The sequence below is a fragment of the Pseudonocardia xishanensis genome, assembly GCF_039541715.1.
GTDB classification, from domain to species: domain Bacteria; phylum Actinomycetota; class Actinomycetes; order Mycobacteriales; family Pseudonocardiaceae; genus Pseudonocardia; species Pseudonocardia xishanensis.
The window spans coordinates 375,312-389,837 of record NZ_BAABGT010000032.1 but is presented as its reverse complement, the minus strand read 5'-3'; the positions used below and the strand labels follow the sequence as shown (position 1 = coordinate 389,837).

Annotated in this window: 13 protein-coding genes; 11 read left to right on the top strand and 2 right to left on the bottom strand. The window is 71.0% G+C overall.

All coding sequences use genetic code 11. The features are described 5' to 3' along the window. On the bottom strand, positions 1–368 hold a 368-nt coding region (locus ABD993_RS14845; RefSeq protein WP_345417587.1), incomplete at its 3' end, for a 2-oxoacid:acceptor oxidoreductase family protein. A 250-nt stretch (positions 369–618) separates the two neighbouring features. Here ABD993_RS14845 and ABD993_RS14840 point away from each other — a divergent pair. Continuing rightward, positions 619–2,976, top strand: a complete 2,358-nt coding sequence (locus tag ABD993_RS14840) for a CaiB/BaiF CoA transferase family protein (RefSeq protein ID WP_345417584.1) — start codon at positions 619–621, stop codon at positions 2,974–2,976. A 3-nt stretch (positions 2,977–2,979) separates the two neighbouring features. On the opposite strand, the gene ABD993_RS14835 is transcribed toward ABD993_RS14840, so the two are convergent. Continuing rightward, on the bottom strand, positions 2,980–3,756 hold the full coding sequence (locus ABD993_RS14835) for an SDR family NAD(P)-dependent oxidoreductase (protein WP_345417582.1): 777 nt from the start codon (positions 3,754–3,756) through the stop codon (positions 2,980–2,982). 113 nt (positions 3,757–3,869) lie between these two features. Here ABD993_RS14835 and ABD993_RS14830 point away from each other — a divergent pair, with 113 nt between their 5' ends. The 10 genes from ABD993_RS14830 (at position 3,870) to ABD993_RS14785 (ending at position 14,524) form a co-directional block, all read left to right on the top strand. Continuing rightward, positions 3,870–5,123 carry a cytochrome P450 gene (locus ABD993_RS14830; RefSeq protein WP_345417579.1) on the top strand — a complete coding sequence of 418 codons (1,254 nt, stop codon included), beginning with the start codon at positions 3,870–3,872 and terminating at the stop codon, positions 5,121–5,123. 74 nt (positions 5,124–5,197) lie between these two features. After that, positions 5,198–6,058, top strand: coding sequence for an SDR family NAD(P)-dependent oxidoreductase (locus ABD993_RS14825; RefSeq protein ID WP_345417576.1), 861 nt, complete (start codon positions 5,198–5,200; stop codon positions 6,056–6,058). Between the two features lie 3 nt (positions 6,059–6,061). Further along, positions 6,062–6,295, top strand: coding sequence for a ferredoxin (locus ABD993_RS14820; protein WP_345417573.1), 234 nt, complete (start codon positions 6,062–6,064; stop codon positions 6,293–6,295). Positions 6,296–6,356: 61 nt separating this feature from the next. After that, positions 6,357–7,325, top strand: coding sequence for a PDR/VanB family oxidoreductase (locus ABD993_RS14815; protein WP_345417570.1), 969 nt, complete (start codon positions 6,357–6,359; stop codon positions 7,323–7,325). Between the two features lie 107 nt (positions 7,326–7,432). Next, the gene (locus ABD993_RS14810) at positions 7,433–8,626 is read left to right on the top strand and encodes an aromatic ring-hydroxylating oxygenase subunit alpha (protein WP_345417567.1); all 1,194 of its coding nucleotides are present in this window, start codon (positions 7,433–7,435) and stop codon (positions 8,624–8,626) included. Then, the gene (locus tag ABD993_RS14805; RefSeq protein ID WP_345417564.1) at positions 8,623–9,612 is read left to right on the top strand and encodes a GNAT family N-acetyltransferase; all 990 of its coding nucleotides are present in this window, start codon (positions 8,623–8,625) and stop codon (positions 9,610–9,612) included. Before ABD993_RS14810 ends, ABD993_RS14805 begins: the two co-directional genes overlap by 4 nt. A gap of 36 nt (positions 9,613–9,648) precedes the next feature. Further along, the gene (locus ABD993_RS14800; protein ID WP_345417561.1) at positions 9,649–10,383 is read left to right on the top strand and encodes a Zn-ribbon domain-containing OB-fold protein; all 735 of its coding nucleotides are present in this window, start codon (positions 9,649–9,651) and stop codon (positions 10,381–10,383) included. Then, on the top strand, positions 10,380–11,558 hold the full coding sequence (locus ABD993_RS14795) for a thiolase C-terminal domain-containing protein (RefSeq protein WP_345417558.1): 1,179 nt from the start codon (positions 10,380–10,382) through the stop codon (positions 11,556–11,558). Before ABD993_RS14800 ends, ABD993_RS14795 begins: the two co-directional genes overlap by 4 nt. Positions 11,559–11,604: 46 nt before the next feature. Beyond that, complete coding sequence (locus tag ABD993_RS14790; protein ID WP_345417555.1) at positions 11,605–13,122, top strand: class I adenylate-forming enzyme family protein; 1,518 nt, start codon at positions 11,605–11,607, stop codon at positions 13,120–13,122. A 166-nt stretch (positions 13,123–13,288) separates the two neighbouring features. Continuing rightward, complete coding sequence (locus ABD993_RS14785) at positions 13,289–14,524, top strand: cytochrome P450 (protein WP_345417552.1); 1,236 nt, start codon at positions 13,289–13,291, stop codon at positions 14,522–14,524. Positions 14,525–14,526: the final 2 nt, after the last annotated feature.

Here is a 14,526-nt window from a genome sequence, read left to right as displayed (position 1 = left end):
TTGGTGAACTCGTCGGTGTTGACGATCAACACCCCGCCCTTGGGCAGGTCGGCGATGTTCGCCTTGAGCGCGGCGGGGTTCATCGCCACCAGCACGTCGGGTCGGTCGCCGGGGGTGAGGATGTCGTAGTTGGCGAAGTGCAGCTGGAACGAGCTCACCCCGGGCAGGGTCCCGGCAGGAGCCCGGATCTCCGCCGGGAAGTTCGGCAGCGTCGACAGGTCGTTGCCGAACGTCGCGGTCTCGGAGGTGAAACGGTCACCCGTGAGCTGCATACCGTCACCGGAGTCGCCCGCGAACCGGATGACCACCCGGTCCCGGCTGCGGACCTCGGGACCGGTCTGCTGTACCTCGATCGTCACGAGTCTCACGTCCTCCTCGACGGGTGCGGCTGTCCTTCGGATCCTCAACCTAGTACCTTTAGGTACAGATTACGTCATCTGTCTCAACGACGAGGAGATGGCCGTGGTCACGCTGTATCGCTCACTCCTGCGCCTCCTGGGTCGGAACGCCGTGTCGGTGACCGGTCGGGTCTGGCCGGCGTGTGGGCACGGTCCCCGCCGGCGACGAGGCACGGCGCGGCATGCGCTCCACCGAGGAGCCCGAGAGAAGGGAACGCCCATGACGCTCCCCCTGCACGCGCTCCGTGTGCTCGATCTCAGCGAGGGTCCTGCCGAGTCCTGTGGTCGGTTCCTGGCCGACCTCGGGGCCGAGGTCCTGCGCGTCGAGCCTCCGGGCGGGTCGCCCGGCCGCAGCGACGCGGTCGGCTTCGCCCTGCGGAACGCCAACAAGCGCGGTCTGACGCTGGACCTCGCCGACGAGTCCGGGCGGGCCGCCCTCCTGAGCCGGGTGCGGCACGTCGACGTCCTGCTCGAGTCCTTCGGCGCGGCCGAGGCGGCGTCGCTCGGCCTCACCCCCGCAGGCCTGCTGGCGGCGAACCCCGCCCTGGTCGTGGTCTCCGTGACCGACTTCGGGCGGACCGGCCCGTGGGCGGACCGCGTCGCCACCGAGGACGTGCTCGCCGCGGCCGGAGGCGTGTTGTCCCGGTCCGGTCTGCCCGGTGGCACCCCGCTGCTGCCGCCCGCCGGACTCGTCGGGCAGACAGTCGGGGTCCATGCCGCGTGGGCCGCCCTGGTCGCTTACGTGAAGCGGGTGCGGACCGGCGTCGGGGAACACGTGGACGTCTCGGCGTTCGAAGCCGTGGTGCACGGGTTCGACCCCGGGTTCGGCGCCCAGGGCTCGGCGGCCGCGGGTCGGTCGGAGTCCTTCCCTCGCGACCGCCCGGACGCCGCGAACTTCTATCCCGTCTTCCCCTGCGCAGACGGCGACGTCCGCATCTGCCTGCTCGCCAAGCGCCAGTGGAGGGCCATGTTCGAGTGGCTCGGCGAGCCGGAGGAGTTCGCCGATCCCCGCTACGACGCCATCCCTGCTCGCTTCGACGCCGCCGACCGGCTGAACCCGCTGATCACGGCTCTCTTCGCCGGCCGGACCCGCGAGGAGCTGACCCTGGAGGGCAGCAGGCGCGGCGTCCCCGTCGGCGGGATGCTCACCGTCGCCGAGGTGCTGGAGGCCGAGCACCTGCGCAGCACCGGCACGCTGGTCACCGCCGAGATCGCCGACGGGCTCCGGGCGACGGTGCCCACCGGCTACGTGTCGATCGACGGCGAGCGGGCGGGCCTGCGCGTGCGAGCGCCCCGGCCCGGCGAGCACGACGACCTGCCCGTCGCGGTCGAGCGCGACGCGCCCGACCTGGGGCTCGCCCGCCAGGAGCCGGGGGAGCGGCCGCTCGCCGGGCTACGGGTCCTCGACCTCGGAGTCATCGTGTTCGGCGCCGAGCTGGGCCGGGCGTTCGCCGACCAGGGCGCGGAGGTCATCAAGATCGAGAACTCCGCCTTCCCCGACGGACTCCGCCAGACCCGCAGGGGCGGCGGCATGAACGCCTCGTTCGCCTGGGGCGGACGCAACAAGCGCGGCCTGGGGCTGGACCTGCGCAGTGACCAGGGCAGGGCGCTGTTCCGACGGCTGGTCGGCGAGGCGGACCTAGTGGTCGCCAACTTCAAACCCGGCACGCTGGAGTCGCTCGGCTTCTCCCACGCCGACCTCGTCGAGATCAACCCGCGCATCGTGGTCTCGGACAGCAGCGCGTTCGGCAGCCACGGGCCCTGGCGGACCCGGATGGGATACGGCCCGCTGGTGCGGGCGTCGTGCGGGGTGTCGGCCCTGTGGCAGGACCCCGCCACGGACGACTTCTGCGACGGCTCCACCGTGTACCCCGATCACGTCGCGGGCCAGGTCGCGGCCGTGGCTGCGCTGGCCGTGCTGATCGGCCGCGGCGCGGACGGGCCCGGGCGGTCGATCGAGATCGCCCAGGCGGACACCGCGATCGTGGCGCTCGGGCCCACGCTGGCGCGGGCCTCGCTCGACTCGGCGAGCGTCGGGCCGGAGGGCAACCGTCGTGCCGGGGTCGCGCCTGCCGGGGTCTTCCCCTGTGCAGGGGAAGACGAGTGGTGTGTCGTCGTCGCGCGGGACGACGCGGACTGGGAGCGGCTCGCCGAGGTCACCGGTCTGCCCGCGGACGAGGGTCTTCGCACCCTCGAGGGCAGGCTGGAGCGGCGGGGCGAACTCGAGAAGCGACTCGGTGAATGGACCGCGGAGCGAGGCCCCGACGAGGTGGCCGACCTGCTGCAGGCGGCGGGCGTTCCCGCCGCGGGCATGCTCCGGCTGCCCGACGAGCTCACCCATCCCCAGCTGGTCGACCGGGACTCGTTCCACGAGATGGCGCACCCGCTGCTGAAGCGCCCGATCCCGGCCATGGCGAGGGCCGCCCGGTTCTCGTCGATCCCGGACTCGCCGCTGGAGCCGGCCCCGATGGCGGGCGAACACACCCGCGAGATCGCCCGCGTGCAGTGGGCTCTCACCGACGGCGAGATCGAGGGGCTGGTGCGCTCCGCCGTCCTGCAACCCCCCACGGGGGAATAGTGGTCAGTGCCCGGACATCCCGCCGTCCACCGCCACCGTGATCCCGGTGATGTAGCTCGATGCGGGCGAGGCGAGGAAGATCAGGGGCGCGTCGATCTCGCGCTGGGTACCGAGCCGGGGCATCGAGGCCGTCGCCAGGAAGCGGTCGAGGATCTCCGGCGGCATCCGGGACGTCATGTCGGTGGTGACGAAACCGGGCGCCAGGGCGTTCACCCGGATGCCCCTGCGCTCGGTCCACTGGTGGGCGAGGTCGCGGGTCAACCCGATCATGCCCGCCTTGCTGGCGGCGTACGCGGCCTGTGGCAGCACCGACTTGACCAGGCCGAGGACGCTCGCGACGTTGACGATGCTCCCGCCGTGCTCCATGACGCGCGCGCACGCCGTGGCCAGCTGGTAGGCCGCGACGAGGTTGACGTCGACCACCCGGCGGAACTCCGCCGGGTCCTCCTTGAGTGCGGGGACCACGCTGGTGATCCCCGCGTTGTTGACGAGCACGTCCAAGCGGCCGAACTCCGCGATCGCGGCCTGCGCGACGGCCTGGCACGCCGCCGGGTCCGTGACGTCCGTGGCCACCGGCAGCGCACGGCGGCCCCGCTCGCGCACGGCTGCGGCTGTCTTCTCCAGTCCGTCGAGCCTGCGCGCGGCGAGCACCACGTCGGCGCCGGCCTCGGCAAGGGCCAGGGCGAACCCGGCGCCGAGCCCGCCGCTGGCCCCACTGACCAGCGCGACCCGGTGGTCCAGCCGGAAGAGGTCGACCACGGTCGGTCCGGAATCAGGCACGGCATCCTCCGATGGGGGCTGTACGGGCGTTCACCCGGTTGGCTACGTTACCAACGGACACTTTACGTCGTTTGTAAAGTCGCAGGTCACAGTCGACCGGACAGGAGAGTGCCATGCCCACCACGAAGGCTGACATCAGACCGGATCTGGTCGTGGAGTTCGACATCTACGACCCGGCGCTCACGATGCCGGTGGACCGGATGCAGGAGCGGACCGGGGAGCTGCGCAAGATCGGCCCCGTCGTCTGGTCACCCAGCTACGACGGCCACTGGCTCGTCACCGCGTACGACGAGGCCCACGCCGTGCTCCGCGACCCCGAGACCTTCTCCAGCTACCCCAACAACCTGGTCGACGCCGGTCAGGGGAAGTTCCTGCCGATCGAGCTCGACCCGCCGGAGCACACCTCGTACCGCCAGGTGCTTCAGCCGCTGTTCAACCCGAGCCGGATGAAGGCCCTCGAGCCGCGCATCCGCGAGCTGGTCGTCGAGCTGATCGAGAGGTTCGAGTCGGACGGCGAGGTCGAGTTCGTGGAGCAGTTCGCCCACGAGCTGCCCACCACGGTCTTCCTCGCGCTGATGGGATGGCCACTGGAGGACGCGCCGACGTTCACCACCGCGACCGAGATCGCGATGAACGGCAAGCCGGGGGACACCCCCGAGCAGGCCGTCCAGTCGCGTACCGAGGCTGCGATGCAGATGTTCGGTTATTTCATGCAGGTCATCGGGGCGCGCAAGGAGGCGCAGGCCAAGGGGGAGTCCTTCGACGACGTCACCACGGCCATCATCAACACCCCGATCAAGGACGCCGAGGGCGTCGAGCGGAACCTGACCGACGAAGAGCTGGCGCGGATGTTCTTCCTGCTGCTCATCGCCGGTCTGCACACGGTCCAGGGGACGCTGTGCTGGATGGTGACCCACCTCTCGGCCGACCCCGACCAGCGGGACCGCATCATCGCGGACCCGGGCGCCATCCCGGCGGCGGTCGAGGAGGTCCTGCGCTTCGAGGCCCAGGTGGCGATGGGTCGCCGGGCGACGAAGGACGTCGAGCTCGGTGGCGTCACCATCAAGGCGGACGACCAGGTGCTCGTGCTGCTCTGCTCGGCGAACCGGGACGACTCCCAGTTCGCCGACCCGGCGTCCCTGGACGTCGCGCGGACGCCCAACCGGCACCTGACCTTCGGGTCCGGGCCGCACCGCTGCATCGGCTCCCACCTCGCGCGGATCGAGCTCAAGATCGCGATGGAGGAGATCCACAAGCGGATCCCGGACTACCGCCTCGACCCGGCGGACCCGGCGGTCGTGCTGCCCAGCCAGGTCCGCGGGTTCGCCCGGCTGCCACTGCTCTTCACCCCGGTCGCGAAGTCCTGAACGACGCTCGACAGGATTAACCTAAAGCTATAAGGTACGGCTGGTCCGTACCGGTCTCAGAGAGGAGACGCCCGATGGGCAGACTCGAGAACAAGGTCGCGATCATCACGGGCGCGGGGTCCGGGCTGGGCCGCCAGTCGTCCCAGCTGTTCGCCGCAGAAGGCGCCACGATCGTCGTGATGGACATCGACGGGGACCGCGCGGAGGGGACCGCCAAGCTGGTCTCCGAACAGGGCGGGACCGCGATCGCGGTGCAGGCGGACACCACGGTCGAGGCCGACGTGGCGCGCACCGTGCAGACGGCGCTGGACGAGTTCGGCAAGATCGACATCATGTGGGCCAACGCGGGCATCGTCTCCCGCGGCGGCGTGCCCGGCGTCATGGGCGGTGAGGCCGTCGAGTTCGAGGACTACGACCTCGAGGACTGGAACCACGTCCTCACCACGAACCTCACCGGGCCGTTCCTGTGCGCCAAGCACGTCACCAAGCACTTCCGCGAGAGGGGCGCCGGCGTCATCCTCATGACGTCCTCGGCGGCCTCGCTGCAGGCCTACCACCAGATCCCGTCCTACTCGGCCAGCAAGGCCGGGATCAACGCGATGGTCCGCGGCCTCGCCCTGGATCTGGGCAAGTACGGCATCCGGGTCAACGCGATCGCGCCGACCCACGGCATGTCCCCGAACTTCCTCATGGAGGCGGGCGCGCCGGTGGTCGGCCAGTCCTACGAAGAGGTCGCCGGTCCGTGGGACAAGAGCGTGACCCCGATCCCGCTCAAGCTGGACCGTCCGCCGTCGCTGATCGACAACGCGAAGATCGCGCTGTTCCTGGTGTCCGACGACGCGGCGTACACCTCGGGTCAGACCATCTCGTCCGGGGACGGCGGCACCATGGGCCGGGTCGCCATCTGGTTCCCCGAGGACCTCGGGCAGGGCTGAGCCGTGGTCCATCTGACCGTCGATCGGGGCGCCTGCGCCGGTCACGGCCTCTGCTACGGAGCGGCGCCGGAGATCGTGGACTGCGACGACCAGGGTGATCCGGTCGTCCTGGCGGACCCGGTGCCGTCGGAGCAGGTCGACCGGGCCAGGCACGTCGTGGAGATCTGCCCGGAACGGGCGCTGGCCCTGGAGACGGAGCGTGCGGAGTCGCCGCTCGACTCCGAGGGCGGGGTCTGAGTCGGGCGCGAGCAACGGCCGGACCGCCCCGCGGGGCGGTCCGGTCCCGTGAGGGGAGACCGTGAGCAGGACGAGTAGCGGAGTCGAGCGCGAGATCGACGTGGAGGTCACCGCGCGCGACGCGGTCGCCGACGGGGTCGTCCGGCTCACCCTGCGGGCCGTGTCCGGCGAGGACCTGCCCGAGTGGGACCCGGGGGCGCACCTCGACCTCCACCTCGGGCCGGACCTCGTGCGGCAGTACTCGCTGTGTGGCGACCGGCAGGATCGGACCTGCTACCAGGTCGCCGTGCTGCGGGAGCCGCGGAGCCGCGGCGGCTCCACCCACGTGCACGATGCCCTCGAAGTCGGGCACGCGGTCCGCGTCAAGGGGCCGCGCAACAACTTCGCCCTCGATCCGGCGGGCTCGTACCGCTTCGTCGCGGGCGGCATCGGCATCACGCCGATCATCCCGATGATCGCGGCGGCCGAGAAGGCGGGCGCGGACTGGACGCTCACCTACGGCGGCCGTACCCGGGCGTCGATGGCGTTCACCGAGGAGCTGACCGAGCGCTACGGCGATCGGGTCACCCTGGCGCCGCAGGACGAGGTCGGCCTGCTGGACCTGGGGTCCCTGCTCGGCACGCCCGCGGAGGACACCCTCGTCTACTGCTGCGGGCCCGAGGGGCTGCTCAAGGCGGTCGAGGAACGCTGCGCACCGTGGCCGAAGGGTGCTCTGCACCTGGAACGGTTCGCGCCCAAGGAGATCCCGGCGACCGCCGAGGACCGATCCTTCGAGGTGGAGTTCGCCGGATCCGGGGTCACGGTCGCCGTGGCGCCGGGGGTGAGCATCGTCGACGCGGCCGCCGAGGTGGGCGTGACCATCGAGACCTCGTGTCGCGAGGGCACATGCGGGACCTGCGAGACGACCGTGCTGGGCGGTGTCCCCGAGCACCGGGACTCCCTGCTCACGCCCGAGGAGCAGGCCGAGAACGACGTGATGTTCCCGTGCGTGTCGCGCGCGGTGTCGGCGACGCTCACGCTGGATGCCTAGAGGTGGGCGCGCCAGTGGTCGCGCCATAAACCTAGAGCCTGTAGGATAAGTCCCGAACGAGTTTCCGAGCCGACGCGCGAGGGCGCGCGGAGCACCAGGAGGCGGCGATGACCACCGAGACCCCGCCCGACGCGGAGGGCACCGACCTCGCGTACCGCAACGATCGCATCCGTCGGGCACTGGACCACATCCGCAACGACTCGACGGACGAGTTCGACGGGATCAACGGGTTCACGGCGAGCGAGTTCATCGACCCGGACGTCGCCCGGCACGAGCGAGACCTCGTCTTCGGCCGGGTGCCGTCGATCGTGTGCCACGGCAGCGAGATCCCCAAGCCGAACGACTTCATGACGCTGCAGCTGCCGCGCAACAACGTGATCATCGTGCGGCAGAAGGACGGCTCGGTGAAGACGTTCGTCAACCTCTGCCGCCACCGCGGCGCGATGCTGGAGGAGCAGGAGAAGGGGCGCTGCCGGCTGTTCTCCTGCGGCTACCACCGCTGGTCCTACGACATCGACGGCTCGCTGCGCGCGATCACCCGGGACAACACGTTCGGCGAGATCGACCGCACGAAGTTCGGCCTGGTCGAGCTCCCCACCGAGGAGCGCCACGGCTTCGTGTGGGTCGTCGACGACGCTGAGGCCGACATCGACGTCGCCGCGTGGCTCGGCAAGGAGATGGACGACATCCTCGCCGGCTACGGCATGGAGAAGCTGGTCTCGGCGCAGTCCGAGGGCTTCGACGAGCCGGTGAACTGGAAGATCATGCAGGACGCGTTCCTGGACGGTTACCACATCCAGTACGCGCATCCGAACACCGCGGCGAAGCACATCCACACGAACGTCATGGCAGTGGAGGACTTCGGCCGCCACGCCCGCTTCATCGCCCCTCGCAAGACGATCGACAAGTACCTCGAGGAGCCGCCCGCCGCGGACGAGGACCTGTCGAAGTACGTCACCGAGACCCACTTCCTGCTGCCCAACAGCACGTTGCTGCGCCAGCCGGACCACTTCGAGCTGCTCACCTTCCGGCCGCACCCGACCGACCCCGGCCGCTGCCGGATGGAGATGCGCCTGGTGGTCCCGACGGTCGAGGACTCCGGCTGGGACGAGGAGCGCTGGAACCGGGTCTGGGAGAAGAACTGGAAGATCCTGCTCGCCGTGCTGCACCAGGAGGACTTCCCGCTGCTGCGCAGCTCGCAGATCGGCATGAACAGCGCCAACGCGGGCGGGATGCTGCTGGGGCGCAACGAGGTCGTCAACCAGATCTTCCACCGTGAGCTGAAGAAGCTGGCCCAGTGATCGACTTCGACTGGTACCCGCCCGGACAGGGTCTCCCGTCGGACGTCGAGGCCGAGCTGCGCGAGATGCTGCGCGACGCCGCCGAGGCGGACGCCGAAGCGGGATTCCCGCAGCTCTCGCTCGACGACGAACCGGAGTCGGACACCACCCGCCTGCTCGTCTGGCTGCTGCCGGACGACCGGTCGGGGCGCACGGTGCCACTGGCCCCGAGCCTGGCCGGCTATCTGCGGATCGAGCCGCTGCACGGCGAGGACGGAGATCTCACCGGGACCGCCGAGGTCTCCTACGTCGTGCGGCCGGAGTACCGCTCCCGCGGGATCACCACGATGCTGGTGGAGAAGATCGGCCTGGAGCTCGGGTCGGCGGAGGGCTGGTGCGGCACCGGCGTCCGGGCGCTGCGCGTGTGGGCGCGGGGCAACCATCCGGCAGCGCTGCGCATGTCGCTGCGCTTCCGGCGCTACGGCATCAGGACCGCGCTGCGCCGCTGGCAGTTGGTCGTCCCCCTCAAGGTGGGCCGGGAGATCGACCCCGGCGCGGAGCCGGGCGGGATCGCGGTGCGCGCGGCGCAGAGCACGGCCGAGCGTCTCGCGGCCGCGGACCTGTGGACGGCGAACGGCCCCCGCCACCAGCCGCCCGCGGACGCGACGCTGCTGGTCAGCGGCCCTGCCGAGGCCCCCGACGGGGCGGTGTGGATCGACCCGGAGTCCGGTGAGCCGACCGAGTGGGGCGTGGCGGGCAGGCTCGTCGCGGTCCTGACCCGGGACGCCGACCGCGACCACGAGGACGACCCGCTCGTGCGGGCGTTGCTGGTGGCCGGGCTGGAGCAGCTCCGGGACGGCGGCGTGCGAGCAGGCATCATCACCGTCGACTCCCAGGACCGGCCGGTGGTCCACGAGGCCCGCAGTCTCGGCCTGATGCACGACCAGACGGACGTGCAGTACACGGTGCGCAACAGCACGATCGAGCCGCTGCCGGCCGTGCGCTGAGTGCCGAATGACCATGGAGTGCGCAAGGAGGCGCTGGTGAATGAGTTCCCTGGGGTGCCACAGGACCTGGCGGAGGTCGTCGAGCGACACGGCCAGGCGACCGCCGCGGGCGACAACGCAACGGTCCTCGCGGACTTCCGCGCCGACCGCGTCGGCCAGCTGCTGGCGTCCGCCCGCCCGCCCGCGGGCATGCACTCCGCGAAGCTGCTGAGCCTCGAACCCGGCTCGGACGGACTGTACGAGGCCCACATCCGCTACACCGGCACCGAGACCGAGGCGGTCTTCCGCTCGCGATGGATCGAGCTGGACGGCACCTGGTACGTCACCCAGGTGCGCAACGTGCCGGACACCCCGCCGCAGACCTCCGCCGCCCACCCCTCCGACGACGGGGTCGACGCCCCGCACTGGGAGGGCCTGCGCCGGGGAGAGCTGCGGATCCAGCACTGCCCACGCTGCGACCGCTGGACCTGGTCGCCGCGCCCGATCTGCCCGGGCTGTCACTCGCCCGAGCTGGACTGGCCGGTGGTCGAGCCCAGTGGCCGGATCTTCTCCTGGACCCGCACCTGGCAGCCGTTCTCACCGGAGGCCACCGGACACCTGCCCTACGTCGTGGTGAACGTCGAGCTGCCCGCCGCCGGGAACCGCCGCATCCTCGGCGTCCTGCAGGACGGCGACGGCGCGGACGTCCGGATCGGCGCCGAGGTCAAGGGCGAGATCGAGCAGCCCACCGATCCGGCGAACTACCCCGTCCTGCGCTGGAGGCTCGCATGACCACGAGAGACCGGGCGTTCCGTGGTTCGACCGCCGTCGTCGGGATCGCGAACACGCCGTTCCACAAGCGAGGCTCGGCGACACAGAGCTCCGCGCAGCTGACCCTCGAGGCCATCCTCGCCGCCGCCGCGGACGCGGGCATCGACGCGCACGACATCGACGGGTTCTCCTCCTACGCCAACGACGACAACGAGGGCCTGGCGATCGGCGCGGCTCTCGGTGTCCATGAGATCCGCTGGTCGAGCATGGTGTGGGGGGGCGGCGGCGGTGGCGTCGCCGCGGCCGTGAACGCCGCGTCGGCGGCGGTCGCGACCGGCCAGGCGGACATGGTCTGCGTCTACCGCGGCATCTCCGAGGCGGACGCGGGCAGGCAGAGCTACAGCAAGGGGCACATGGGCCCGTTGCTGGCCGGCCACGGGATGTTCGCGCCCGCCCAGGTCTGCGCCATGCGCACCCAGCGCCTGATCGAGGTCGACGGAGTGCCCGCCTCGGCCCTCGAGGCGCTGGTCGCCGCCGCCTACCACCACGCGCAGAACAACCCCGACGCCGTGGCGTACGGCAAGCCGCTGGACCCGGAGGTCTACGCGGACTCGCGGATGATCTCCGAGCCGCTGCGGCTCTACGACTGCTCCCGGGAGAACGACGCGGCGGGTGCCGTGATCGTGACCACGGCCGAGCGGGCCCGCGAGCTGCGGCAGAAGCCCGCCTACGTCCTCTCCGCCGTCCAGGGCGGGGGTCCGGAGTGGACCGAGTCCGTCGAGAACGAGACCGCCTACACGAGCGCCGGCTTCCATCCCGCGATGGTGCGGCGGCTGTGGGAGGGCGCGGGTGTCAAGCCCGGCGAGGTCGACGTGGTGCAGGTCTACGAGAACTTCTCGGGCCCCGCCGTCGCGTCGCTGATCGACCTCGGTCTCGTCCCGCCCGGCCCGGACGCGGCGCGGGTGATGAGGTTCGAGAACCTCATCGCCCCGTCGGGCTCGCTGCCGCTCAACACCGCCGGCGGCAACATCGCCGAGGGGTTCGTGCACGGGTTCGGCCTGATCGTCGAGGCCGTGCGCCAGATCCGGGGCAGCTCACCCAACCAGGTGCCCGATGCCGCCCTGTCTCTGCTGCTCGGGGGACCGATGGCCCCGCTCGTCAGCGCCACGCTGTTCGGTGCCGACTCCGTCCTGTAAGAACTGACAACCCGGACATACGCGACGACGCGTGAGAGGACCCACCATGGCCACATCGGTCGGTTCCGCCCTCCACTGGTGGGCACGGACGAAGGGTGACCAGGCCGCCCTGGTCTTCGGCGAGGACGTCGTCGACTACCGCACCTTGCGGGACTGGTCCGGTGCCGTCGCCCGCACCCTGCACGAGCGGGGCGTCGCCGAGGGGGACCGGGTCGGTCTCCTCGGGGGCAACACTCCCGAATGGGCCGCGGTCGCCCTCGGGGTGATGAAGGCCGGGGGCGTGCTCGTGCCGCTGAACCCGCGGCTGGTCGGCCCCGAGCTGCACACACTGCTCGGCGACTCCGGCGCACGGCTGGTCGTGGCCGACCCGGCCTTCGAGGCGGGGATCGCGCAGGCACGTGAGCTGGGCAGCGAGGTCGACACCATCCCGCTGCCGGAGCTCGCGGCACTGCGCGGCGGGAGCACCGAGGGGTTCCGGGTCGACCGGGATCCCCAGGAGCCGGTCGCGTTGCTGTTCACCAGCGGGTCGACCGGGCTGTCCAAGGGTGTCATCTGCACCAACCGCACCCTGCTGGACATCGTGTTCGAGGCCTCGCTGTGCGAGGAGGGGCTGCGCCCGGGCGGCAGCAGCCTGCTACTCCTGCCGCTCTGCTTCACCCCGGGCCTGGTGTGGGGCCTGGTCATGCAGGTCGTGCTGGGCGGCACCTTGGTCGTCGAGGCCCAGCTGGATCCCTCGCGGGCGGTGCGTGCGCTCGACGAGCACCGGATCGAGACGATCTTCGGCGTCCCACTGATCTACGAGGTCATGTCGAAGGCCCCGGAGTTCGCCGGGGCGGACCTGTCGAATCTCAAGACCGCGGTGGTCGGCGGGGCGGCGGTCTCCGTGCCGCTGCTGGAGGCCTGGGGCTCCAAGGGCGTGAAGCTGCGCCAGATCTACGGCATGACCGAGGCGGGTGGGGTCGCCACGGCGACCTGGCCCTCGGAGGCGGAGACCCACCCGGACTCCTGCGGCAGCGGCTCGGCGTTCACCGAGGTGAAGGTCGTCCGGCCGGATGGCAGCGAGTGCGACCCGGGCGAGCGGGGCGAGATCCTGCTGCGCGGGCCCGGTGTCGCCCCGGGGTACTGGCAGGACGCGGAGACCACCGGCCGCGCCTTCCAGGACGGCTGGCTCTACAGCGGTGACCTCGGCGTGTGCGACGCCGAGGGCAGGCTGACGTTCGTCGACCGGATGAAGGACCTGATCATCTCCGGCGGGATCAACCTGTCCCCGGTGGAGATCGAGGCCGTGATCAGCGCGATCCCCGGGGTCCGTGAGGTCTCGGTGATCGCGGCCAAGGACGACCGGTTCGGCGAGACCCCGGCCGCGATCGTCACCGCGGACGAGGGCGTCACGGCGGAGGCGATCGTGGAGCACTGCGGGCGCCAGATGGCGGACTACAAGGTCCCGCGCTACGTGGTGCTCCGCTCCACCGAACTGCCCCGGCTGCCGAGCGGCAAGCTCAGCAAGCGGGCGATCCGGGACGAGTACACCGACGTCGCGGACCGCTACGAGAAGGTGCGCTGACGCACTGGATGATACAGAGTGACCTGTCGCGTCATCTGTCAGGTGGCTTCCGGGGCGGGTACGGCAACCGGCCAGGCGGCCGCCTGTTGACACCCCAAAACCTAGGACAATAAGGTTTTGATGCTCGATCGTTCTTCCTGATCAACGTCGACAGGAGTCCCGCCACATGACCACGAGCCTCCGATCCGTGCCGGAGCACCTCCGGACGGACTTCGACATCTACGACCCCGCGCTGACCCATCCTGTGGACCGGGTCGGGGACGCGGTCCAGGCGCTCGCCGAGCAGTCACCGCTGATGTACTCCGAGAAGTACGGCGGCCACTGGGTCGTCACCCGCTACGACGAGGTCCACGAGGTGCTGCGGAACCCGGAGACCTACTCCAGCTTCCCGAACAACCTGGTCCCGCACGGTGCCGGGAGGTTCATCCCGCTGGAGATCGACCCGCCGGACCACACAGCGTTCCGCAAGGCGCTGCAGCCGCTGTTCAGCCCCACCCGGATGCGGGCGCTCGAGCCGCGGATCCGCGCGATCATCAACGAGCTGCTCGACGGGTTCACCTCCCGCGGATCGGCCGAGTACATCTCGGAGTTCGCCCACGAGCTGCCCGCCCGGGTGTTCCTCGCGCTGATGGAGTGGCCGCTCGACGACGCACCGATGTTCACCCAGGCCACCGACACGACCCTGCGCGGCGTCCCGGGGGGTACCGAGGAGGAGAGCAACGCGGCACGGGAGGCGGCCGCCGGGCAGCTCTTCGGCTACTTCGGCGGCATCGTCGCGGACCGGCGCGCCCGGGGGGCCGAGGCGAGCGACATCACCTCGCAGATCGTCCACCAGGAGATCGAGCTCGACGGCGTGAGCAGGCCGCTGTCGGACGAGGAACTGTGCAACATGTTCTTCCTCCTGCTCATCGCGGGTCTGCACACCGTGACCGGCACCCTGGCCTGGTCGGTCATGCATCTCGCGGATCGGCCCGACGAGCGACAGCGGCTGATCGACGACCCGTCGCTCGTCCCGGCCGCGGTGGAGGAGATGCTCCGCATGGAGGCGGCGGTCTCGATGGGGCGGCGCGTGCGCCATGACGTCACACTCGGCGGCGTCGACCTCAAGGAGGGCGACCAGCTGCTGCTGGTCCTCCACGGGGCCAACCGGGACGGGCGGGAGTTCCCGGACCCGGACGTCGTCAAGGTCGACCGCACGCCGAACCGGCATCTCTCGTTCGGCTCCGGCCCGCATCGCTGCCTGGGTTCCCACCTCGCCCGGATCGAGATCTCGTTGGTCTTCGAGGAGCTGCACAAGCGGATCCCGGACTACCGCGTCGACCCGGCCAAGCAGGTCGTGTCGCACGCCAGCCAGGTGCGGGGGGTCCTGGACCTGCCGATCCTGTTCACTCCGGAGGCCTAGCG

Bases quoted from the DNA above. Each gene is read 5' to 3' on its own strand.
- ABD993_RS14795 (WP_345417558.1), top strand. From the start codon at position 10,380: ATGACCACGAGAGACCGGGCGTTCCGTGGTTCGACCGCCGTCGTCGGG.
- ABD993_RS14790 (WP_345417555.1), top strand. From the start codon at position 11,605: ATGGCCACATCGGTCGGTTCCGCCCTCCACTGGTGGGCACGGACGAAG.
- ABD993_RS14785 (WP_345417552.1), top strand. From the start codon at position 13,289: ATGACCACGAGCCTCCGATCCGTGCCGGAGCACCTCCGGACGGACTTC.
- ABD993_RS14810 (WP_345417567.1), top strand. From the start codon at position 7,433: ATGACCACCGAGACCCCGCCCGACGCGGAGGGCACCGACCTCGCGTAC.
- ABD993_RS14830 (WP_345417579.1), top strand. From the start codon at position 3,870: ATGCCCACCACGAAGGCTGACATCAGACCGGATCTGGTCGTGGAGTTC.
- ABD993_RS14825 (WP_345417576.1), top strand. From the start codon at position 5,198: ATGGGCAGACTCGAGAACAAGGTCGCGATCATCACGGGCGCGGGGTCC.
- ABD993_RS14840 (WP_345417584.1), top strand. From the start codon at position 619: ATGACGCTCCCCCTGCACGCGCTCCGTGTGCTCGATCTCAGCGAGGGT.